This is a genomic window from Bdellovibrionales bacterium (assembly GCA_018266295.1).
Classification (GTDB): domain Bacteria; phylum Bdellovibrionota; class Bdellovibrionia; order Bdellovibrionales; family Bdellovibrionaceae; genus JACMRP01.
The window spans coordinates 53,059-74,911 of record JAFEAQ010000019.1; the positions used below are offsets into that span (position 1 = coordinate 53,059).

A 21,853-nucleotide genomic window follows, 5' to 3' on the forward strand; every position below is an offset into this window, starting at 1 on the left:
CTTCGTTGGTCTCAATCTCCAATTCTAGAAACAAGCTCTGGTCGTAAGCAAATGCAAATCTATCGAAGGGAGCGCATGCGTTGAAGTAATTGAAAGCCGCTCTCTAAATCATCTATCTAGTTGTCATGTCTCGCTATTTTCTGTAACTAATTGAGAGTTAAATGAAAATGGAGTGTCAAAATGAATTCAGCTGATGGATCAGTCCTGGCGAAGCCGGACCAATCTTTAGCGACTCAATCACTCGACGATATGTCACGCGCTTATGCGTTCACGACTCGTCTGGATGATCTTGTTGCTTGGGGTAGAAAAAATTCTTTGTGGCCAATGCCGTATGGTACTGCTTGTTGCGGTATCGAACTCATGTCGGTGATGGGACCTCGTTACGATCTCGCGCGTTTCGGAGCTGAGGTTGTGCGGTTCTCTCCTCGTCAAGCAGACTTGTTGCTTGTGGCAGGAACGATCACTGAGAAAATGGCGCCAGTTCTTGTGCGTATCTACGAACAAATGCTCGATCCAAAATACGTGATCTCTATGGGCGCATGTGCAAGCTCTGGTGGTTTCTACCGCGCTTACCACGTTCTTCAAGGTTGCGACAAAGTCATCCCTGTGGACGTTTACGTTCCAGGTTGCCCTCCGACTCCAGAAGCAGTTTTGGATGGCGTGATGGCATTGCAAAGAATGATCGCGAAACACACACCACGTCCTTGGAAGGACCAATGGAAGTCGCCGTATGAGCAAACTCGATAATATCAAAACCGACCTCGCGTCGAAGTTTAACACTGCTAACTACAAATTCGTTCACGCGTTTGGCGATGATGTTTTGGAAATTCCAAAAGAAGACATCTTGCCGGTGCTCCGTCATTTCAAAGCGTCTCAGCGTTTTGATTTCTTGATGGACATTTGTGGTGTCGATTATCCGACACGCCAAAAACGTTTCGACGTGGTTTACCACTTGTTCTCTTCTAAAGATGGTTCTCGCTTGCGTATCAAGTGTCAGCTGGCTGAGAACGACTGGATTGATTCCGCGATCAACACTTGGGTGGGCGCGGACTGGTTTGAACGTGAAGCCTACGATATGTTCGGCATCAAGTTTAACGGTCATCCAAATCTCCGTAAGATTTTGACTCACCATCAGTTTGTCGGCCATCCACTTCGTAAAGACTACGAAGCCGATGCTCAACAGCACTGTACAGAGCCATTGCCGATTCATTTCAATAATGAGCCGGGCGTTGATGGTTCTATTCTCAATGATAGATACGTTCCATTGAACATCGGTCCATCGCATCCAGCAATGCACGGAACTCTCCGTGTGATGGTGGAACTCGATGGTGAAACCATCGTGCGTGCAAATCCAGAAATCGGTTATTTGCACCGTTGTTTCGAAAAAATGGCCGAGACTCATCCGTACAACCAAGTCATCCCGTACACAGATCGTTTGAACTACTGTTCAGCGCCGATGAATAACGTGGGTTACTGTAAAGCGGTTGAAAGACTTTTGGGCGTGGAAATCCCGCCAAAAGCTCAAGCAATGCGCGTGGTTTTGGCGGAGTTGTCACGCATTATCGACCACATCATTGCGGTTGGTACTGGTGGCGTGGATTTGGGTGCGCTTTCTGCGTTCTTCCATCTCTTCACGTACCGTGAAAAAGTTTATACCTTGTTTGAAAAACTCTGCGGCTCTCGTTTGACGGTGGCTATGACCCGCGTTGGCGGTATGGCTCAGGACACTCCAGAGGGTTGGTTCGACGACGTTCTCGCATTCTGTAAAGATATGCGCGGCCAAGTTGATGAGATCTCTCGCTTGATGTTGGACAATAAAATCTTCATCAAACGTACTCAAGGTGTTTGCCCAGTGACTGCGACGGAAGCAGTTCAATGGGGTTACACAGGTCCTTTGCTCCGCGCTTCGGGTGTAAACCTCGATTTGCGTAAAGCGACTCCTTATTATGGATATGATGCTTTGAACTTCGACGTTCCTGTTGGAACTAGCGGTGATATCTATGATCGTTACCTCGTTCGTATCGAAGAGATGAAACAAAGTATCCGTATCATCGAGCAAATCTGTAAAAACCCACCAAGCGGTGACTACACAATCCGTGATAAAGGCATCGTTCTTCCAGAGAAGAAAGATGTTTACGGAAACATCGAAGGTTTGATGAATCACTTCATGTTGATCATCAAAGGTCTTCGTCCGCCAGCTGGTGAGGTTTACGACGCAACAGAAGCAGCCAACGGGGAGTTGGGCTTCTACTTGATCAGTGATGGTTCTGCGAACCCTTACCGTTTGAAAGTGCGTCCACCGTGCTTCGCGATCTATCAATCATTCCCGTCTGTTGTTAAAGGCGCGATGATTGCGGATGCGATCGCAACAGTTGCAAGTATGAACCTTATTGCCGGCGAACTAGATCGTTAATTCGGAGTAGATAATGTCTTTTAATTTGTCTGAAGAGGGAATTAAGAAGGTTAAGCAAGAGCTCTCTCGTTATGAAACGAAAGAGTCTGCGATCATTCCAAGCTTGTATGTCGCTCAAAAAGAGAACAACGGCTGGGTGAATAACGACGTGATCCATGCACTTTCAAAAGTGATGGATATCCCTGCTAGTAAAATCAATGAAGTTTTCAAATTCTATACAATGTTCAATCAAAAGAAGGTGGGTAAATTCCACGTTCAAGTTTGCACGAACATTTCTTGCGCTTTGAACGGCAGCCGTGAGCTCGCAAGCCATATCTGCCGCGAACTGAAGACCAAGTTCGACGAAGTGACTCCTGACGGTCGTTTCACAGTATCTAAAGTAGAGTGCCTCGGTTCTTGCGGGACAGCTCCGATGATGCAAGTGAATGACAAGTACTACGAGAATTTGACTCACGAATCCGCTATGAATTTGTTGAGAGGGATGAAGTAATGGAATCTAAACTACTGACAGAATTTTATCATCTTGATGAATTCCGTGGCATCGAAGGCTATAAAAAGAACGGCGGGTACGTCGAGCTTGCGAAAGCTTTGAAAATGCAACCGCAACAAATCATCGACGAAGTGAAGGCTTCTGGTCTTCGCGGTCGTGGTGGTGCGGGTTTCCCAACGGGTACGAAATGGTCTTTCTTGCCTAAAAACGGGGAGCCTCGTTATTTGTTGTGTAACGCCGATGAAGGCGAGCCTGGAACATTCAAAGACCGTTTGATGATGGAGCGCGCTCCGCACCAACTTATTGAAGGCATGATCATCTCTGCTTTCGCGATCGGTTCTAAGAAGTCTTACATTTACGTTCGTGGTGAGTACCATTATCCAATCTCAGTCTTGGAAAAGGCGATCCGCGAAGCTTACGATGCTGGTTTGCTCGGTAAAAACATCCTTGGTTCTGGTTTTGACCACGATATGGACGTTTACTCTGGTGCCGGCGCATACATCTGCGGTGAAGAGACTGGCATGATTTCTTCTTTGGAAGGCGCAAAAGGCCAACCAAAATTGAAGCCTCCATTCCCAGCGGTTCAAGGTTACCTCCGTAAGCCAACCATCGTGAACAACGTAGAAACATTGGCAGCCGTGAAGTACATCATCCGTGATGGCGCGGCCGCTTACCGTAAACATGGAACTGAAAAGTCTCCAGGTACTAAATTGTTCTCACTCTCTGGCAACGTGATGAAGCCAGGCAACTACGAGGTGCCACTCGCTTATCCTTTGATTGATTTGATCAACAAAGAAGGCGGCGGCATGAAGCCAGGTCGTAAATTGAAGGCTGTAATCCCGGGCGGATCTTCTGCTCCGGTGATGACAGCGGCTGAAGTTGAAAAGGCCACGCTAGACTATGAATGCCTCGCGGGCATGGGCACGATGTTGGGTTCTGGTGCTGTGATCGTGATCGACGATTCTCAGTGCATGGTGGATATGTTGGGAGTTTTGACTCACTTCTATCACCACGAATCTTGCGGTCAGTGCACTCCTTGCCGTGAAGGAACGGGCTGGTTGAACAAGATCGTTCACTCGATTTTGGAAGGCAAAGGCCGTTTGCAAGACATCGAGTTGCTCGAGAAGGTTGCTGACAATATGAAGGGCCGCACGATCTGCGCTCTTTCAGATGCAGCAGCTTTGCCAGTATTGAGCTTTGTTTCTAAGTTCCGTGACGAATTTGAATTCTATGTTCGTGAAGGACGCTCTAAAGTAAAGGGTACGACGTATGCCGAAATGCACCATTAATGGTAAAGAAGTAGAAGTAAAAGAAGGCACAACGATTATCGAGGCCATGTATAAGAACAAGGACTCGATTGCCCACTATTGCTATCACCCAGGCCTGAGTGTCGCGGGTGTGTGCCGTCTTTGCATGGTGGAGATCGAAGGAAATCCACGTGTTCAGATCGCTTGTAACACGACAATCACTGAAGGCATGAAGATCAATAACACCTCTCAAAAGGTGAAGGATGCGACCAAGTGGGGTCTTGATTTCCACTTGATCAATCATCCTCTCGATTGCCCGATCTGTGACCAAGCCGGTGAGTGCGGTCTTCAAGATCAGTACATGGAATTCGGTAAATACGATCCAGAAATGGCTGAGAAGAAGCAAAAGAAACACAAAGTGGTCGATTTGGGTCCAACAGTTGTTTTGGATTCTGAACGTTGCATCTTGTGCTCTCGTTGCGTGCGTTTCACTGACGAAGTTTCTAAAACTTCTGAATTGGGTCTTTTCAACCGCGGCGATCGCACTGAGATCGGCACTGTTGAAGGCGTTCAGCTTGATAACAAATATTCACTCAACGTGGTCGACATCTGCCCAGTGGGTGCTTTGACTTCGAAAGATTTCCGTTTCCGTCAGCGCGTATGGTATCTCAAAGATTCTGAGACTGTGTGCACGGGATGCTCTACGGGTTGCAACGTGAAAGTATACTTCAATAAAGAAGGTATGTTCCGCGTGAAGCCTGTGTTCAATGAGCAAGTGAACGGTCACTGGATGTGCGATGAAGGTCGCGACATCTATAAGTTCACAAATAAAGAAGTGCGTTTATTGAAAGCTAAAAAAGGCCAAGGCGGCAACTGGACAGAAATGGCTCCGGGTGCGGCGGCGAAAGAATTGTCAGCATCTTTGAAATCTGCTGCCGGTGATTCGATGGCGTTGGTTTTGACAGCTCAGTACACTGTTGAAGAGTACGAAGCGATCGTTTCAACTTTCGTGAACACATTCAAAACTAAAAAGATCTTCTTCTGGATCAATAACAAAGAAACTTTCGAAACGTTTGATGGCTTGCTCCTTCGCGGTGACAAGAATCCAAACACGAAAGGTTTGTTGAAGACTTTGGAAAAGCACGGAATCACAGCTTCGTGGGGTGATTTGACGGCGGGGATCGCAAACGGTTCTATCAAAACTGTGGTAGTAGCGGGTCCTGAAAACCAAGCGGTCTTCCCAGATATGAAAGACCGTATTAACGAACTTTCTAAAGCGCAAAACTTGATTTGGATGCAAGCAGGTTCTAATGACCAGTTGGCAGCATTGAAAGGCAACGTGACTTTGATTCCACTGAAAACTTTCGTGGAAAAAGACGGTACCTTCATCAATCATCAAGGTCTTGAGCAAAAATTTAAGCGTGCAACAACGATCGTTTCTGAAGCTTTGACTTTGGATCAAGCTGCAAGCTTGCTTGCGGGCCAAGAGATCAAGATCGCGGTTCCAGCTAAAGTTGAAACATTCGTTGAGACGAACCGTCGTCCAGACGAAGTGATGCTTGAACACAGAAAGAAAAATGAATTCGTATTCAAGAGAGGGTCTCTATGAGCGTAGTTCAGAATAATTCCGAAAAAAATAAGTGGTATCTGATCGGTATTTTGGGCGGTATGGGCATCACCATGAAACACTTGGTGAAGAACCTTCTGAACAAAAAGAAGATGGTTACTTTGAATTACCCGGAAGAGAAGTATGAATATTCTCCACGTTTCAAAGGGAACCACGTTTTGACAGTAAAGAAAGACGGATCTCTTCGTTGCACAGCTTGTATGTTGTGCGCGACAAACTGCCCAGCAGAGTGTATCAAAATCACGGCAGCTGAGCACAACGATCCCACTGTTGAGAAATTCCCAATCAGCTACGAGATCGATATTCTTCGTTGCGTATTCTGCGGCTTCTGCGAAGAGGCTTGCCCAGTAGACGCCATCCGCATGGGTCCTGAGTGGCAAACTCCGGGCGTGAATGGCAACAACTTCATCTACGACATCAACCACTTGGCGTATCGCCCAAGCTTGAAGGGTGGAATCCTCACCCACGTAGACGACGAAGAACGCCACAAGGCCGGCATCTAATAGGTGCCAGGTCCTGTTTCCGGACGCAATGAGTAAAGTTTAAGTACCGACATGACCCACGGTGGAAACACTGTGGGTTTTTTTATTTTTACCAACTATTTTGAACGATAGAGGCACAAATTTCCGCCATCCATCTCCTGGACGGGGAGCCAACCTGCACGGTTTGAGAATTCATCCATCCAGTCGCGGGCATTGCCTTTGGTGGCGATCGTGATGCGGCGATGACGACCGATCTCTTGCAATTGATCGAGAACGTACTTGTAGGTCTCTTTCGTGAAGGGATCGTACATGTAGTAGATGTCGGCTTCTGGAACTTTGAAATCGAGCGCCGCCAAGTCTTGAGCATAGAAGTGCACGTGAGATTGCATATTGAAATTTTTTACTGAAGAGTTCGCGATCTCTACGCGGTGAGGTACATACTCATAGCCGATGAAATCTATATCCGGGCGAAGCAGGCCGATGACGAGACCCGCGCGTCCGTACCCTGAGCCTAAATCGATAAAGCGCGTGCCGCGAGCTGGATTGATTTCGCGAAGGGCATTCAGCAGTGTCGAGTACGAAGACTGCACGCCGATGCCTGCGCCCTCATAGAGGCGTTCTTTCGAAGTCGCCTTCATGCCTTCATCGGCCACGTAGGTCAGGCCAAAAACCTCATCCATCCCATCGAAGGTGCGATACAGGGTCAGCCCTAGTCCGAGGCCATGGTTTGAATCATCCTGTTTTTGCTGATTCTCGGTTTTAAAGTGTACAGCCATCAATTCAAAAACCCGGATTGAAAATTCTTTCTGAGTTTGAGGAGGTTGCGCTTTGATGAGTGAGATCACAGCTCTTTCAATCTCATGAGATTTTTCAGCAAGCCTGCGAAGTTCTTTTTTATCAGATGCTGTGATGAGCCCTTGTAAGAAAGCGATGGGTTGTAGTTCAGAATTAAAAGCTTCGATCAGAAAAAGTCCAAAGTCGGCGTGGGCTTTCTTTTGCAGCCACTCTTCATCGCGTAAGAATTCGAGCGCACTTCCGAGAAAAGCATTGCTGACAAAAAAATCCCCCAGTGTGGAGGAGCTGGGGGAGGTTAGAGTAAGTAATGGATTCATATTAATCGAGGTCTGATTACTGGAAAGACTTTCTAAAAGAACCTGCTGATAACGCATCATTCTTTCATGCTAAGAGGGCTTTCCTGTAAACACAAGCGTTGTTCATTAAGCGGTTTCACGCACCCCCTTAAGCCAATGGTATGCAATATAGCCCCATACTAAGAACGGAAACACATAAGTCTTTCCATTCAAGATGTAGATAGAGCGAAACATACAAAGTCCATCGATAATAAAAATACTAAAGCCGACCGCGAGAGGCCAGTAAGAGAGCTTTTTAAAACCCAAGGCCCATGCGGTAAAGAAAATCGCGCTCATCGCAAGGTGGTATTCACCGACCCCGTATTTTAGGAGTGGTTGAAAGCCAAACCAAAGAGTCAGTCCGCCGAGGAGCGCATATGCCAGAGCCGTTGAGCCCATCGCGGTATAAGCAAGTAAGGTGATGTTAGGTCGATAAACTGTTTTCATAAAATATCCTTACTTTTTAATTTCTAGTTGCACGTTAGGACCCGCGGCGGCGCCATATTTTGTCTGAAGCTCCGAGAGGATTTCCTGTTTGAGGACTTCACGTTCTTGTTGCTCGCAGTCTTCAAGTGATTGTCGTAAAACCACATAGAAAGTGGCGATGCCGACTCCACCGACGATGGTGACTCCGAGAACCACTGGGTTTGCGAACGTCACTCCGGCTGTGGCCAGATCCGCGGCGAGGGCCGCCGAGATCGAAGGGTTTTTAATAAATGCCACTGCTGGGAGAAGAGCCAGGTTCACAACTGAAACAGTGTCGTTCAGGGCATGAATGGTTTCACAGCTGAGCCCGTTCGAAGAACCCAGGGGAGCAGCCATCATATAGGCCTGATATGCGGGGGCCGTCGGGCCGTTCGCACAGCTGTCCATCAGCAAACCTTGAGCTGAGGCCTTCTGGTGAGGAAGAAAAGTTAAAACAAACAAAGTGATTAAGAGTGTGGTTTTCATGGGTCATCCTTTCGCAGAAGGGATAAAGCAAGCTCGGTGCCGATGTTTTTGAATGTAAAAAGAAACCTAGTGGTTTTAAGCTGGGTTCTTCCAAAAGTTAGGAATCCATTCCAGGATTTCGGAAAGTTTTTTTCAACTCGCCATCGCTGCGGACTTGTTGTTAAAATTATATGTATGATGATTCGACATATTCTATTTGCAATGGTTATGTGCCTTGCCGTGCAAAGCGGGGCGATTGAAATTCAAGAAACTCCTAAAGAAGGTTTCGGCGGCAGCAGCAATGTCAATCCTCAGGACTTTCCCGCTAGAGGTTTTAGTTTTGGGAAGTGCTCTGAGCGAATCCCGGTCAAGTCCGGTGCCAATCCTTGGCTTAAGGTTGCAAAAAGGAAAGGGAAAAAGGCTGCGATGAATCCTGATCCGGTTTCAACGGTCGAGTCCTATTATGTGACTCCGGCAAACCTAGAGAAACGTTTCTCTATCATCAATCAAGAAGACTCCATTTACGATGCACCGACGACTCTGGCGCGAATCGATTGCAAGCACGGTCTGATCTATTTCCAGCATGTGATGCGCGAGCCAACGCCGACTAACCAGTACCGCGTGTACGATCTGATCAGTGGTGAAGAATATCGGGTGACAGAAGGTGCTGTGACGATTTCTCCAGATGGCAGTTACATGATCACAGCGAGTGCTTCAGATCGCGATATGAAGTGCGGTCGCTCACCAAGCTGTGATGTCGATATTAAGCTGTATCAGTGCAAAAAACGCAAATCGCAAGGCGCGGCTTGCGATCTGCAAAGTGAAAAGAAGTACACCGTCAGTAAGCATGGCAAGGCCGCCTCTTTTAGTCCGGTGCCTCTGAAGTGGAATTGGAATAAACATAGAAAAGAACTCAAAGCCACCCTGGGTGGGTCCTCGCGAAGTCCGAGTAAAATCAACTGCAACATTTTGCCTCACTTCAGTTGCAGCGTTGCAAAGAAAGGCTCGCTCGAATTCAACTTGAAGGAGTAAGCTTGACCGCTTGAGAGGACGAGCCTAGAGTGGCGGGCATGAATGACCTATTAGCTGCTCGATCGACAATGGCGTTCTCTCTTGGGTTTCATATCATTTTCGCTGCCATCGGCATGACGATGCCGTTTTTTATGTCAGCCGCTCACTATTTTTATCTCAAACGAAAAAGGCCGGAGTATCTCGAACTCACCAAGATGTGGATGAAGGGCGTCGCCATTCTTTTTGCCGTGGGGGCTGTCTCGGGAACTGTTTTATCTTTTGAGCTCGGTTTGTTATGGCCGGGATTTATGAAGTATGCGGGGCCCATCATCGGCATGCCTTTCTCGTGGGAGGGGACTGCCTTTTTTCTCGAAGCCATTGCGATTGGTTTGTTTTTATATGGCTGGAACCGAATGCATCCGTGGGTTCATTGGGCGACAGGGTTGGTCGTTGGCATTTCAGGATTTGCCTCAGGCATCTTTGTGGTGTCGGCCAATTCATGGATGAACAATCCTCAGGGATTTACTTGGGTGAACGGAGTCGTGACCAATGTTGACCCGGTGGCGGCGATGTTTAACAAGTCTTGGCTTCATCAGACTTTACATATGCAATTGGCGGCATTGCAGGCGGTCGGCTTTGCTGTGGGCGGAATCCACGCCTATTTGTATTTAAAAGGCAGAGCCCGAGATCTCAATCTGAAGGCCATGAAAATAGCCATGGCCTTTGGTGCCGCGGCGGCTATTGTGCAGCCATTTGCAGGTCACTTTGCCGCGCAAAAAGTGGCTGAATATCAACCGGCGAAATTGGCAGCGATGGAAGGACATTTCAAAACTGAGAAATCGGCGGATCTGTATATTGGCGGTATTCCGGATGTTGAAGATCAAGAGATGGACTACGGGCTGCCGATCCCCGGTGCTTTGAGCTTTTTGGCCTTCAATGATTTTAATGCCGAGGTGAAGGGGCTGGATCAATTTCCGAAAGAAGACTGGCCGCCAGTTGTTATTACCCATATCAGCTTTCAGGTCATGGTCGCCATCGGCACATTGATGGCAATTTTGGGCTCTTTGTATTTTTATTACCTTTATCTTAAAAAATTTCCGAACAATTTTTTACGAGCCTTGTGTGCGTGTATTCCGTTGGGATTTATCGGTATCGAGGCGGGTTGGGTGGTCACCGAAGTCGGCCGTCAGCCGTGGATTATCCAAGGTTTTTTAAGAACCAGCGAGGCGCTTTCGCCGATTCCGGGAATGCAGTTTCATTTTTACTTGTTCCTGTTGCTCTATCTCTTTTTAGGTTTTGTAACGGTGTGGTTATTAAAGAGGATGATCCAGGCTACGCAAAAAAAATTCGAGGTCCCACATGATTGAGATCTTACTGTTTTTTATCGGTGCTTCATTGCTTTTGTATGTTCTCTTTGGTGGCGCCGACTATGGCGCGGGGATTTTAGAGATGCTTCCCGCTGGCAAATTGCGCGAGGCTCAAAAGAAAGTCATCAACGAAGCCATGGGCCCTGTCTGGGAGGCCAACCATATGTGGTTGGTGCTTGTCGTGGTGATTCTGTTCATGGGTTTTCCGCCAGTTTTTACAACGCTGATGATTTCTTTGCACATCCCCATGGTGGCATTGTTGGTGGGGATCGTTATTCGCGGTTGTGCCTTTACGTTTAGGCATTACGATGCAGTTCAAGAGCCTCGGTCACAGCGTGTGTACACGATTCTTTTTGCGCTCTCTAGTGTGTGGACGAGTTTGTGGCTGGGGATTATTGTTGCGAGTCTCAATCGTGGGCGTATGGATATGCATACGCAACATTTTTATGATGCCTATGTGGCTCCTTGGTTCGGGATTTATCCACTGACGATGGGGGTTTTTGTAGTTGTTATCTTTGCATTTCTTGCCAGCGTTTATCTGATCGGGGAAACGCAAGATTTAGAGCTCAAGAGGATGTTCACGCGTCGGGCCTTTTTCTTGAATATTTTTGTAGTTCTATGTGGGGGTCTGGTTTTTGCCAGTGCCGAGGCGGAGAGCAGTAGTTTATTGCAGGAATTTATAAAGCATAAGATTGCTCTTCTTATGATGGTGTTTGCAACTCTGATGTATATGTTGCTGTGGTTTGTAATCCGGCGACAAAAGACGCTCTGGGTGCGAATCTTATCCGCAGCCCAGGTGACTTTGATACTCGGTGGCTGGCTGTTTTTATACGCGCCCAACGCACTGATAACAACGGAAGGCCCCATGAGCTTTTACACGGCGGCGGCACCGCCAGCGACGCAGCTCCAGCTTGTCATTGCACTCATCGTAGGAAGCTGTTTTATTTTTCCCAGCTTGTTTTATTTGATGAAGGTCTTTAAAACCTAAGCGCGGTTTCGCATCGAGAACTTCTGAATCGCGAAATCTAAGAAGAGAATCACCAGGCACGGAATCCACACATAGTAGAACTCATTCTTCATGATGAAGATTCCTTGCTCCATAAAGCGATCCAGGCTCAATGGTGAAACCTCGAGAGGCCGCCACGGAAAGAAATAGCGATTGCAGTTCGCCGGCCAGAAGACCGCGACCCCGAGTCCGCCATTGGTGAGGGCATCGATCAACCCGTGCGAAGAAATCCCTAAGAAAAACCCCCAGAAGCAGTCTTTATTCAGACGATAACCTTCGGTGCGCACCATGGCTTTATAAATCAGCAGCAGAAAAACAGCGGCGATGAGGGCAATGGCAATGGAGTGAAAAGCTCCGCGATGACCATAGCAATCGTTATAAGGGATGCCATAGTACTTCATCCCCAGAACATCGAGGTCCGGCAATATCGGCGCAATGAAGGCCATGATCCAATAGATCGGACTCACGGGTTTACGCACGCAAATGCGCGCCAAAGTGTAACCAACTATCCCGTGAGTCATGATCGTCGCCATATTAGAACCTACGTCCCCAGCCAGACAGATCAATGATGATGTGGCCTTCGTTAGTTGTAATCAACAAGCGGCCAGAGGTAAAACCTTCGCGCCAGGGCTGAAAGCGAACGCGGATCGTGCAGAAACTTGCCGGTGGCAAAGTCGCGGGACAGTTATAGACCGCATCGAAATCAACGCCACCGATGGCGATACGCTGAATGAATAAAGGCCCCGGGCCATGGTTGTTCAAGGTAAAATCCGTATAGAGCGGGAAGTTGCGAGTCGTAGAACCGAAATTATAACTGTAGTACTGGTCGGCGAAGGGCTGAGCAGCTCCGGGATTTAAAGTGATTTCAATCGGTGTCTGGATCTCGGTTGCAAAAGCTGATAGGGAGAGAAGCATAGTGGTCGCTAGCGAGAGAACTAGTTTCATGGTGGCCTCCTTGATTATTTGTAAACAGCACCTAAATTGCATCCTGAAAAGTGGCCAATGACAAGGTTCTTGTCGCCATTCCTTGCTTTTTTGCATTCCCCGAAGTACTCCCATGCCTTTAAAGAGGTGCAAAATGGGTGATTTGGAGTTTTATCTTTATAAAGTCCCTTCTGAGATCGGCGATTGGCTCGCAGTTTTTGAAAAGGACGAGTTGATTTACTTGGACAGCTACAATCAAGGCAAAAAGCAGATGGAAGCGTTCTTGGAAAAGTTCTTGCATCAGCACTATCACTTCCACATCGGTAAATTCCAGCCGGCAAAGTGGACCAAAGGAAACTTCTGGACCAAAAAACATAAAATCAAACTTCAGGGGACTGAGTTCCAAATGAAGGTATGGCTTGAGCTCTTGAAGATCCCACGCGGGACTTGTGTGACGTATTCAGACGTTGCGAAAAAAATCAGAAAGCCAAGTGCGGTTCGCGCCGTCAGCACGGCGATCGGTCAGAATCCAGTGTGTGTTTGGATCCCTTGCCATCGTGTCATCGGCAAAGGTGGCAATGTGTTTAAATATCGTGGTGGCAGCGAAACCAAAATCGGTCTTCTGCAAAAAGAAGGAGCTCTCGCTATTTCGAAATCTTCGAAGTAAGATCAGACAGGCGGATTTTGGAGAGATAGCTCAACGAATTCTCTTCAAATCCGTCGACCACATCCGTCAGGATTTTTTTCATCGAGCAACTGACGGCACAGCCTTTCGCAGGCTCTTTCTCAGACAAAGTGCAAAGCAGCTTCTTGTCTTCCACCGTCGCCATATAGATATCTTTCAGTGTGATCTCTTTCGGGGACTTATTCAGAATAACCCCGCCGGCCTTACCTTTGAATGAATCCAAAAGACCCGCTTCAGACAATTTAGCCAGCAAACGGCGCACAACCGTGGGGTTGGTCCGGATGCTGTCGGCCAATTGGTCCGATGTCATCTTCTCGCCTTTATGGAAGGCCAGAGATGTCATGATATGGACTGAAACTGAAAAGCGTTGGTCGTTCATTCTTTAAATATACGATATTTCTCGGTTCTATACAATAGACTGTAATTGTATCTTTTATTGTTGCATTTAAAAGAGGTTTAATTCATAATGTGCGTATCTCTGGCACATTTATGCTCAAATAGGAGAGAAGAGATGACCCACAATGAGATTAAACAGGCCCTAGAGTGGCGCTATGCCACGAAGCGCTTTGATGCAACCAAGAAGATTTCTGAAGCCGACTGGAAGATCCTCGAGGATTCCCTCAAAATGGCGCCGTCGTCCTATGGCGTGCAGCCGTGGAAATTCGTGGTTGTTGAGAACCCAGAAGTTCGTGAAAAACTAAAGCCCGTTTCGTGGAACCAAACCCAGGTGACCGATGCGAGCCATTACGTTGTGCTTTTATATAAAGAGAAAATGGATGCTGACCACGTTCAAAAGTATGTGGATCGGGTGGCGGAAGTACGTGGTGTTCCGCTGACCTCTTTGGATGGCTACAAAAACATGATGATTGAAAATCTCGTCATGAATCCAAATGAAAAGAAAATCGAGAACTGGGCGCAAAGACAAACTTACATCGCGATGGGCTTCCTGCTAGAAACGGCAGCACTCCTTAAAATCGATGCTTGTCCGATGGAAGGTTTTGACCCTGCGGCGTACGACAAGATTCTGAATCTTGAAGGTACGGGTTGGAAAACTGTTGCGTCTGTGGCTCTCGGTTATCGTCATGCGGAAGATGGTTTCCAAAGTGCCAAGAAAGTTCGTTTCACTGACGACCAGTTGATCCAACGAATTCGTTAGTAATTCACAGAGTCATAACAAACTGACACCAAATCTGTAGAAACTGTTCCGGCATAAGATTTGCTCCCCTCGCGTGTGACACCACCAAGGGGAGGAATCAAAATGCACCAACTTAAAAAATACGTTGCTGTTCTATCAATGGCAGCGATGAGCTTCAGTGTTTCTGTTCATGCGGCAACACCTTCAGAGAAGCTCACAACGACACTCACAAGAACAGCCGCTTCTGGCGTTCAAATCACAGACTCACTCGTTAAAAACGTCTTTCGACAAGATCAAGTTCAAGTTCCCTACACGGTTCAAGAGCCGTACACGGACACTGAGACTTACTATGAAAACGTTCCTTACCAAGATACTGAGACTTATTACGAGAATGTTCCTTATCAAGATCAAGAAGCTTACACAGACTACGAGCAATACACAGATTACGAATATCGTTGTGAGGAGCGCAGCCGCGATGAGCGCGTTTGTCACGACGTCGAGAGCTGCCATATCGCTCCGGGTGTAGGCCCTGGTGGTGGACCGAACCGCGTCTGCACAACACAACCTGTATGTGAAAACGTGACTCGCCGTTATCAAGATTGCGGCAATGTTCCTGTGACTAAGACACGTGCTGTGACGAAGTACCGCACGGTTACGAAGTATCGTCAAGAACAGCGCACGCGCACGGTGACTCGCTACCGTCAAGAGCAACGCACTCGCACGGTGACTAAGTATCGTGACAAGCAAGTGTGCTGCAAAACTGAGACAAGAAACGTGTTTGATCACCAATTCAATATGCCAGTGGTTGTAAACTTCCCGGCAGAGACAGTCTTGGTTGGCAATGAGCAAGAAAGCTTCACAGTCTCTTTCTCAGGAACTGAAGCGGCTCCGGCAGTTCAGTTGGTACCGAAAACGACTTTGTTTGGCTACGCGATCGATCACCAGGAGTTCCGCGGTGGCGCGATGGTTATTGATTTAAAGCGTGTGGCTCTTTATACGCAAGACCAATTAGGTGTTGCGAGCATCAAGGGTCTTGGCCTTCGTTTGACGAAGGACGGCGCTGAAATCCGTTTTACCGATCAAGGTTTGCGTCCGCGTGTAACCTCTGCTTACAGTTACCAAATCCATGAGGTCGGCGCTCAAGATATCTTGGCGCAAGGCTCATTGAACGCTCAAGACGCGCAAGTCGTGATTCCTGTGCAAGTGGTTTTGGTCGAAAACAAAACCTACCAAGTAGATGTTCGCGTTGTTCGTCAGGGTTTGCCTTTGGCGGCCGACATCGACGTGGTGGCGTCTGCAACTCAGAAGCTGTCTTCACTGAAAGACGCCAGCGTTTATGCGAATAAGGCGATGGTGAACACATTCGAGATCCGCGGTGAAAAAGAAGAAGCCCGTTTGTTCTTCCGTGATCAATCGCCAAAAGACGAAGGTGTCAGCACGACTTACAAGATCGAGATTCTTGCGGGTGATAAAACCAGCACGAAGGTTCTCGCAGTTAAAGAAATTGCACGCGAAAACATGATCGTGACGACAAAAGACTTCTTCCGCATGTTGTTGGGTGCTGACTTGGGTGTCCCAGCTCAAGCCGTGACGGACCAGCTCCGCGCAGGTAAAACCGTGACGGCACGAGTGACGGTGACTCGTCAGCATGTTGGCCTGAATGAAGGAAACCCGGTCTCCTTCATCCTGAATCACACGGCGACGATTAAAAAGGAGTAGTCGGTAGTTCAGTTCGTAGTAATAACTACTTACGAGAAGCCTCAGCGAAGAGACGCTGAGGCTTTTTTAATCCAGTCGAGGTAGTAGAACACGCTGGTATAGATCGCATTGTAGCGACAGACATCAAAGTCTTTGCGCTTTTTCGCCTCAGTATTTGTCGAGTAGACAGCCGAAGCCACTCCGAATACGACTTTATGATCACCCATATCTGTGAAAGCCGGGCCGCCGGAATCTCCGTAACAAATTCCATGGCCATTCGTTTGGTCCACTAAGAATTGCGACTGCTCGGTGGTGACACGATTGCCTTTCACAGTTTGAGTCGTATACCGCAAAACGCCGCTGCCTCGAGGAATATCACTGCGAGCCGTTACCGTGCCATAGCCGGCAGCATAGAAGCGGTTGCCCATGCGACTGAGATCCCGTGCCGTGGGCAGATCCATCGGCACGAAGCCCTCGGGAGCTTCACCTTCAAAGCGAATGACACCGATATCTTTACGGTCATCATAAGCTACAGCATTGTATCCGGAGTTGGCTTTCATGGAAGATACATTGCGTGTGATGGTTTCAAAAGTGCGAGGACTTTTGCTGAAGTGAATGGTGTAGCTGCTTTCGGTCGCTTCGTCGATACAGTGAGCCGCTGTCAGAATCGTATTTTTAGAAATCAGAGTGCCGGTGCACCAGTACCCAAGATCCGCATTGTGAATTGCAACGACATGCTTGGCGAAGTTCTCTTGATCGACAACCTGGCCGCCGACGATCGAACTTGAATTAGAAGTTAATAACTGAGCATTGTGATGCACATTGGGACCGCAACCAACGCCCGCGAGTAAAGCGAGAAAGATAAAATGTTTTTTCATAGAATCGAGTACTTATTCGGGACCGTGGGCGACGACAAGTGACGTTGTTGTCATTGACGGAAACTTCTCTGCTTGTGCGATAGTTTGTAATGGCTCCGAAAACTCAAGAAGCCTGACGGCCTGGGAGGCCGGCAGGAGGTGGAGAGCTACGCCATTTTCATGTAGAGCTGCCATTGGCGCATGCCCATTTCGAATTCAAGGCGGGCCAATTGCATTTCCATTTTGATTTGTGAGAGCTTTGCTTTTGAAGCGTCTTGGAGTTCGCTTTTCATGCGCTCGTAATCTTCCGCAAGCTTTTTCATTTTCATTTGAGCCGCCAGGATTTTCTCGCGGAGGTTTTCCAACTGCTCCTCAGAGAAACCGCGGCTTTTCATTTTCAAACCTTCGACTTGCAGGCGGGCTTTCAAGATTTCGGCGTTAGAAATTTGACGAAGCTTTGTCGCAAGACCCATCCACTTCAACGTGAGGATCGTCCACTTGGTTGGATCCCAGTGGTACCAGCGAATACCGTTACGGTAGTCGATTTGGAATTTGTGATGGAAGTTATGATAGCCTTCACCGTGAGTCAGGAAAGCAACGAACAAGCTGTCGCGCGCCGAAATTTCTTTTGAGTAAGTTTGATCGCCTAAAGTGTGGCACAGTGAATTTACGAAGAACGTGCTTTGTTGAGTCAAAGCAATACGCAGACCGCCAGCGATCGCAAGGCCCGCAAGGGCGCTTCCCATGAAGTAGCCGATCAGCATCGGGAATGCAAAACCCGTCGCAATCGCAACCCAAACGTAGTACTTGTCCTGCAAGTAAACCATTTTATCTTTTTCAAGATCCGGAGCTTGGATTGGCAAGTTCACGCTGTCTTTGCGGAACATCCAGCCCATGTGCGCGTACCAGAAACCTTCATGGATATTGTAAGGATCGTTTTCGCTGTCGATTTTAGAATGGTGACGGCGATGATCTGAAGACCATTTCAAGCAGGAACCTTGAAAGCCAGATGCGCCGACTAATAAGAATACGGCTTTCATGATCGGATGCGCGTCGTAGCTCTTATGTGAAAACAAACGATGGTAGCCTGCCGTGATGCTAAGATTTGTCGCGGCGGCGAAAACTAAACCAAATGCGAGGATACCCCAGTGGACGTGGTCCGTTGTCAGGAAGTAAGCAACAGTAAGGATCACAGAGAAAAGGGGGTTCAAAATCAAAAACAAAGACACAGTGAGGTCATATTGCGCAAGCCACTGTTTGAACCGTTGTTTTAGAGACTTTTTTTGCATTAAGTTAATTCCTCCAACTGATTTTTATTGTGCCCGTAAAGGGGGCTTTTTTCCATGGGAAATACCATTTTGACAATTAACTGAATAAAAACGAAAAAAAGGCTGCGCCTATTAAAATTAGGCCAGCCTTTTTCTGTTTGTTTTCGAATGTATTTCTAAGTGAGTTAGATGCCGAAGCCAAGCAGTACTTTTATATACGAGCCAGACATATTGATATCTTGATCTGAGAGGTTCCCAGTCTTGTCGTGAGCGTCTTTCCAGCGGAAGTCTTCATAACCGGCCTCAGCGCCAACGTGGAAGCCAATAAGCTTCACGCCGGCTTCTAAACCAATGCTGTAAGAAGAGATTTTGCTAGAGCTAAAGTTCGCGGTTTCTGTTGAATTTGTAATCGCTTTGATTTCGCCAGAATGAGACAGGCCGTAACTGACGATTGGTCCCAAAAAGAGCAAAGTATCAATCAAACGATAGTTTAAAAGTAGTGCAGTGCGCGTATAGTTGGCTTTAAACTCAAGGCCACTGCTGCTGGCATCAACACCCATGTTTTCATAACGAACCCCGAAGCCAATTGGGAAGAGCGGCGGAGAGACAATGACGTCCGCGCCTAGACCATAGGTTGGGGCGACGGTCGGGATGCTACTTTGACCCGGAAAGAGCGGAGCCAAATCAGGTTTTGAAGCCAGCAGCCCGTAAGTGAGGCGGGCTTCAAACAAAGCGTGAGCCGGTGCGGAAATTAAAGAGCCCGTAATAATTGTGATTGCAAAAAGAAGTAGACGTTTCATACGGATTTTTCCTCCTGAGGAAATCAGAATTTCATTGTATCTCGGGGATTTCTTGAGGGTCCAAAATTAAAATCCAAAACGGACCTTGGTCTTTGCGCGAAGGGTTCTCGTGGTTTTAGAAATTCTTTGTGATACCTTTTATTTATGAAGTTAGCCCTCGTCCCATTGGAAGAATGGGAAAGACTCAACGAGCAATTAAAAATCCACTTTGATTTAGCAGCCGACAATTCGGTAAGAATCTACAAGGGGATGGCCCATGCGGTTTTTGAAGTCGGTCAGGGGACGGCGCAATTCATGTCTCATAAGCGCAGTTTCGGTGTCGTCAGAGGTCAAACTCCCTACTTTGAGTCTCTGTTGCCCTATTTCTATAAAGAAGTTTACGGTGTGCAACCCATCAATCACCAGGCTTTGACGGATCCTGAGGCTTGGGTGAGTGGTCTTAAGAAAGACACGATCTTCGTCCTGCACGCCGAAGATCATCCTGTGACCGGGGAGATCTATAATTATGATCGCCTCGACGAACTTTTGAACGAGAAAAAAATCTTCTCATTCCGAATTTCGCACTTTCGCCACAATTACGAAAAGAAGGAGCTCCGCCCGTACTCAGTACGGATGTGCTATTTGAATAATGATCTAGCGGTCGCATTCTGCGGTGAACGTTACAAGACGCCGTCGTTGATTGCACCACAGATGAGTTGGCACCCTTCGCAGATTCTGGAGACTGTTCGCAAAATTCATGTTAGCCCACAAGATCAGGCCTTGGTTGAAAATTTTGAAAAGTCTTTTGCCGAGATCGCGGCACCGTGGTTTGCAAGCCCCACCGCGCGCCTCTATGACCGTGTGTTGTTAAGGTTCCACGATGTAAATGCCGAAGCTTTGTTGCAAAGGCTGTTTGATCATCTGCAAGTGGATCCTTCGAAATACTACGAAACTCTAGACACCACAAACCTCTGCCGTTGGCTGCATTTTAAGACTTTCACCAGCTGGTGGGAGCCAAAACCGTCTACAGAAGATCTGGCGTCCTTGCTGGTGATCGACTCTGGGTGGCTTGTCACAAAAGATTTTGCCAAGATCCTTAAAACGACCTATGAAGAGATTAAGGCCGAGCAGAGCTGGTAGTTTTGCAAACCCAATCTGAGGCCTCTTTCGTGGGGCCATTCAGTGGAAATCAAAGAACGTTTCATCATATTGCGAGCAATGAAGTATTCCGAAGCGGATCTCATTCTGCATGCGATTTCTCCGGTGGGTGAAAAACTGTCGTTCTTAGCCCGTGGCGCACTGAAAAGTAAAAAACGTTTCGGTGGCGGCGTGCTCGAACCTTCGCACTTCGTGCAGTTTACTTATAAGCAGGCCAGCGAAGGTAAGATCAATACTTTGAACGAAGCGACCTTACTGAACGATTTCAAAAAAATTCGTCAGGACTACGATCATCTCGAATTCGCATTGCATGTTCTTGAATGTATCTCGCGTGTGAGCCAAGAAGGCGATAAGAACTCCGAAGCTCTCTTCAATCTTTTAGGCAATACTCTGAAAGCGGTTGAAAGCACCCAGGACGTGATGTTGCTGAGAATGCATTTCTATCTGAAGTTCATGATGCAGCAGGGGGTTCTGACGCCCGAGCCGTGGATGACTCCGCTCCTTCGCACCAACATCATGGAAAGCAACACTCTTGTGGATGATAAGAATCTGAAGAAAGACATTGCTCTGCATATGTCTTCGATTGAATCCGCAACTCAGCAGTATTTAAAGACCGCAGAAAATCACTAAGCTTTCTTACGCTTACTGGGAACCGCGCTCAGGGGATGATGAGTCTCGAGCGTGCGCGCCAGTTGGTCCACTCCCAGATGAGTGTACTTCTCGGTCGCTTGCAGGCTCTCGTGGCCGAGCAGCTCTTGCAGGGTTCTCAAGTTCGCGCCACTGCTTAGTAAGTGTGTCGCAAAGCTATGGCGAAGTGCATGGGGATGCAGCGGTTTCATCAGCTGTGCTTTTGCTCCTCGTTGACGAACCCACTCATAAGCCACGCGCGGACTGAGTGGCTCCATGCCGAAGACGTAGTCGCCTTCGCCCTCTTTGCGAAGTTTTTGAAGAACATCCATCGCCATGCTCGGCAGAATCACGAGGCGTTCTTTTCCGCCCTTACCTTTTAAACGCAGGCTTCGGGTAGAGAAGTGCACGTCAGACCACTTCAGCCCACACGCTTCACTCACCCGCAGGCCGCCTCCGTAGAGAACTAAAAACATCGCGCGGTCTTGCAGCTTGTGGGGAGTTTCAGGCTCACTGTCATAGGAGTGCAGAACTGCGAGCGCTTCATCGACGCTGAGGAAATGCGGAAGCTTCTTAGGTACTTTCGGGCAATGGATTTGGGTCGCTAAATCGCGTTCTGTAAGCTGTTCCTGGTAAGCCCAGCCGAAGAAGCTCTTTAAAGTGGCGGTTTTGCGGTTCCGGGAGGCCAAAGAAAGCCCGGCCCAGCCGTTCAGGGCCTCGCGGGCAAGGTTCAAAAGCTCAGTTTCGGAAGGGTTTGGGGACGATCCCGCTTTGTCCTCGGAACCGAAGGCCTGTTCTAGGTCCTTACGGTAAGCCTTCAGGGTGAGGGGGGATGAAGATTTTACAAAATTCATGTATTTCAAGTACTTAGATATACAATCGGAGAGGTTTAAGTACTTGGTGGCCATGCCTAAAATCCATTCCTTTAGATTTTACGGGGTCCTAAAAAAAGTATAATGCCATGCAAAAAATCGCTTGCATAAATTACAGCCCACCATGTATATTGCATCACGTTAGAC

At 47.7% G+C, this 21,853-nt stretch carries 24 protein-coding genes; 14 read left to right on the forward strand and 10 right to left on the reverse strand.

Annotated elements, in window-relative coordinates; translation table 11 throughout:
* Window positions 1-180 precede the first annotated feature (180 nt).
* Genes JSU04_17475 through JSU04_17500 form a run of 6 tightly spaced genes read left to right on the forward strand, consistent with a single transcriptional unit; the run spans window position 181 to window position 6,280 of the window.
* Entirely contained in the window at window positions 181-747 is a 567-nt protein-coding gene (locus tag JSU04_17475; protein MBS1972105.1) for an NADH-quinone oxidoreductase subunit B, read from the forward strand.
* Entirely contained in the window at window positions 731-2,413 is a 1,683-nt protein-coding gene (gene nuoD, locus JSU04_17480; GenBank protein MBS1972106.1) for an NADH dehydrogenase (quinone) subunit D, read from the forward strand. The genes JSU04_17475 and nuoD overlap by 17 nt, the downstream gene beginning before the upstream one ends.
* A gap of 13 nt (window positions 2,414-2,426) precedes the next feature.
* The gene (locus JSU04_17485) at window positions 2,427-2,903 is read left to right on the forward strand and encodes an NAD(P)H-dependent oxidoreductase subunit E (protein ID MBS1972107.1); all 477 of its coding nucleotides are present in this window, start codon (window positions 2,427-2,429) and stop codon (window positions 2,901-2,903) included.
* Complete coding sequence (nuoF, locus tag JSU04_17490; GenBank protein MBS1972108.1) at window positions 2,903-4,192, forward strand: NADH-quinone oxidoreductase subunit NuoF; 1,290 nt, start codon at window positions 2,903-2,905, stop codon at window positions 4,190-4,192. The genes JSU04_17485 and nuoF overlap by 1 nt, the downstream gene beginning before the upstream one ends.
* Entirely contained in the window at window positions 4,173-5,759 is a 1,587-nt protein-coding gene (locus tag JSU04_17495) for a (2Fe-2S)-binding protein (protein MBS1972109.1), read from the forward strand. The genes nuoF and JSU04_17495 overlap by 20 nt, the downstream gene beginning before the upstream one ends.
* The gene (locus JSU04_17500) at window positions 5,756-6,280 is read left to right on the forward strand and encodes an NADH-quinone oxidoreductase subunit I (GenBank protein ID MBS1972110.1); all 525 of its coding nucleotides are present in this window, start codon (window positions 5,756-5,758) and stop codon (window positions 6,278-6,280) included. Before JSU04_17495 ends, JSU04_17500 begins: the two co-directional genes overlap by 4 nt.
* Window positions 6,281-6,375: 95 nt before the next feature.
* Here JSU04_17500 and JSU04_17505 read toward each other — a convergent pair whose 3' ends face one another.
* From JSU04_17505 to JSU04_17515, 3 genes are read right to left on the reverse strand one after another with little or no spacing between them, the layout of a single operon-like run.
* A complete protein-coding gene (locus JSU04_17505; GenBank protein MBS1972111.1) occupies window positions 6,376-7,431 on the reverse strand; it encodes an SAM-dependent methyltransferase in 1,056 nt (351 codons plus the stop codon).
* Between the two features lie 45 nt (window positions 7,432-7,476).
* Window positions 7,477-7,836 carry a hypothetical protein gene (locus tag JSU04_17510; protein ID MBS1972112.1) on the reverse strand — a complete coding sequence of 120 codons (360 nt, stop codon included), beginning with the start codon at window positions 7,834-7,836 and terminating at the stop codon, window positions 7,477-7,479.
* 9 nt (window positions 7,837-7,845) lie between these two features.
* Window positions 7,846-8,340, reverse strand: a complete 495-nt coding sequence (locus JSU04_17515; GenBank protein ID MBS1972113.1) for a hypothetical protein — start codon at window positions 8,338-8,340, stop codon at window positions 7,846-7,848.
* 174 nt (window positions 8,341-8,514) lie between these two features.
* Here JSU04_17515 and JSU04_17520 point away from each other — a divergent pair, with 174 nt between their 5' ends.
* From JSU04_17520 to JSU04_17530, 3 genes are read left to right on the forward strand one after another with little or no spacing between them, the layout of a single operon-like run.
* A complete protein-coding gene (locus JSU04_17520) occupies window positions 8,515-9,351 on the forward strand; it encodes a hypothetical protein (protein ID MBS1972114.1) in 837 nt (278 codons plus the stop codon).
* Window positions 9,352-9,389: 38 nt separating this feature from the next.
* A complete protein-coding gene (locus JSU04_17525) occupies window positions 9,390-10,697 on the forward strand; it encodes a cytochrome ubiquinol oxidase subunit I (GenBank protein ID MBS1972115.1) in 1,308 nt (435 codons plus the stop codon).
* Window positions 10,690-11,685: a cytochrome d ubiquinol oxidase subunit II gene (locus JSU04_17530; GenBank protein ID MBS1972116.1), complete on the forward strand. Its 996-nt coding sequence runs from the start codon at window positions 10,690-10,692 to the stop codon at window positions 11,683-11,685. The genes JSU04_17525 and JSU04_17530 overlap by 8 nt, the downstream gene beginning before the upstream one ends.
* On the opposite strand, the gene JSU04_17535 is transcribed toward JSU04_17530, so the two are convergent.
* A complete protein-coding gene (locus JSU04_17535; protein MBS1972117.1) occupies window positions 11,682-12,236 on the reverse strand; it encodes a metal-dependent hydrolase in 555 nt (184 codons plus the stop codon). The two genes, JSU04_17530 and JSU04_17535, sit on opposite strands and share 4 nt — an antisense overlap.
* Before the next feature lies 1 nt (window position 12,237).
* Window positions 12,238-12,648, reverse strand: a complete 411-nt coding sequence (locus tag JSU04_17540) for a hypothetical protein (protein MBS1972118.1) — start codon at window positions 12,646-12,648, stop codon at window positions 12,238-12,240.
* Window positions 12,649-12,781: 133 nt separating this feature from the next.
* Between JSU04_17540 and JSU04_17545 the strand changes: the two genes are divergently transcribed.
* Window positions 12,782-13,294, forward strand: coding sequence for a methylated-DNA--[protein]-cysteine S-methyltransferase (locus tag JSU04_17545; protein MBS1972119.1), 513 nt, complete (start codon window positions 12,782-12,784; stop codon window positions 13,292-13,294).
* On the opposite strand, the gene JSU04_17550 is transcribed toward JSU04_17545, so the two are convergent.
* Window positions 13,272-13,691: an Rrf2 family transcriptional regulator gene (locus JSU04_17550; protein MBS1972120.1), complete on the reverse strand. Its 420-nt coding sequence runs from the start codon at window positions 13,689-13,691 to the stop codon at window positions 13,272-13,274. The genes JSU04_17545 and JSU04_17550 overlap by 23 nt on opposite strands.
* Before the next feature lie 132 nt (window positions 13,692-13,823).
* On the opposite strand from JSU04_17550, the gene JSU04_17555 reads away from it, so the two are divergent.
* Window positions 13,824-14,468, forward strand: a complete 645-nt coding sequence (locus JSU04_17555; GenBank protein MBS1972121.1) for an NAD(P)H-dependent oxidoreductase — start codon at window positions 13,824-13,826, stop codon at window positions 14,466-14,468.
* 102 nt (window positions 14,469-14,570) lie between these two features.
* Entirely contained in the window at window positions 14,571-16,166 is a 1,596-nt protein-coding gene (locus JSU04_17560) for a hypothetical protein (GenBank protein MBS1972122.1), read from the forward strand.
* Between the two features lie 41 nt (window positions 16,167-16,207).
* On the opposite strand, the gene JSU04_17565 is transcribed toward JSU04_17560, so the two are convergent.
* The 3 genes from JSU04_17565 to JSU04_17575 all read right to left on the reverse strand — a co-directional run bounded on the left by JSU04_17565 (window position 16,208) and on the right by JSU04_17575 (window position 19,070).
* Window positions 16,208-17,023 (reverse strand): trypsin-like serine protease, encoded by an 816-nt coding sequence (locus JSU04_17565; protein ID MBS1972123.1) that lies wholly within the window; start codon window positions 17,021-17,023, stop codon window positions 16,208-16,210.
* A gap of 146 nt (window positions 17,024-17,169) precedes the next feature.
* Entirely contained in the window at window positions 17,170-18,291 is a 1,122-nt protein-coding gene (locus JSU04_17570) for a fatty acid desaturase (protein ID MBS1972124.1), read from the reverse strand.
* Window positions 18,292-18,455: 164 nt separating this feature from the next.
* Window positions 18,456-19,070 (reverse strand): hypothetical protein, encoded by a 615-nt coding sequence (locus JSU04_17575; GenBank protein ID MBS1972125.1) that lies wholly within the window; start codon window positions 19,068-19,070, stop codon window positions 18,456-18,458.
* Between the two features lie 144 nt (window positions 19,071-19,214).
* Here JSU04_17575 and JSU04_17580 point away from each other — a divergent pair, with 144 nt between their 5' ends.
* Together JSU04_17580 and recO are read left to right on the forward strand one after the other, a co-directional pair.
* On the forward strand, window positions 19,215-20,189 hold the full coding sequence (locus JSU04_17580) for a hypothetical protein (GenBank protein MBS1972126.1): 975 nt from the start codon (window positions 19,215-19,217) through the stop codon (window positions 20,187-20,189).
* Window positions 20,190-20,267: 78 nt separating this feature from the next.
* Window positions 20,268-20,837 (forward strand): DNA repair protein RecO, encoded by a 570-nt coding sequence (gene recO, locus JSU04_17585; protein MBS1972127.1) that lies wholly within the window; start codon window positions 20,268-20,270, stop codon window positions 20,835-20,837.
* Here the strand turns inward: recO and JSU04_17590 are convergent.
* On the reverse strand, window positions 20,834-21,742 hold the full coding sequence (locus JSU04_17590; protein ID MBS1972128.1) for a tyrosine-type recombinase/integrase: 909 nt from the start codon (window positions 21,740-21,742) through the stop codon (window positions 20,834-20,836). The two genes, recO and JSU04_17590, sit on opposite strands and share 4 nt — an antisense overlap.
* Window positions 21,743-21,853: the final 111 nt, after the last annotated feature.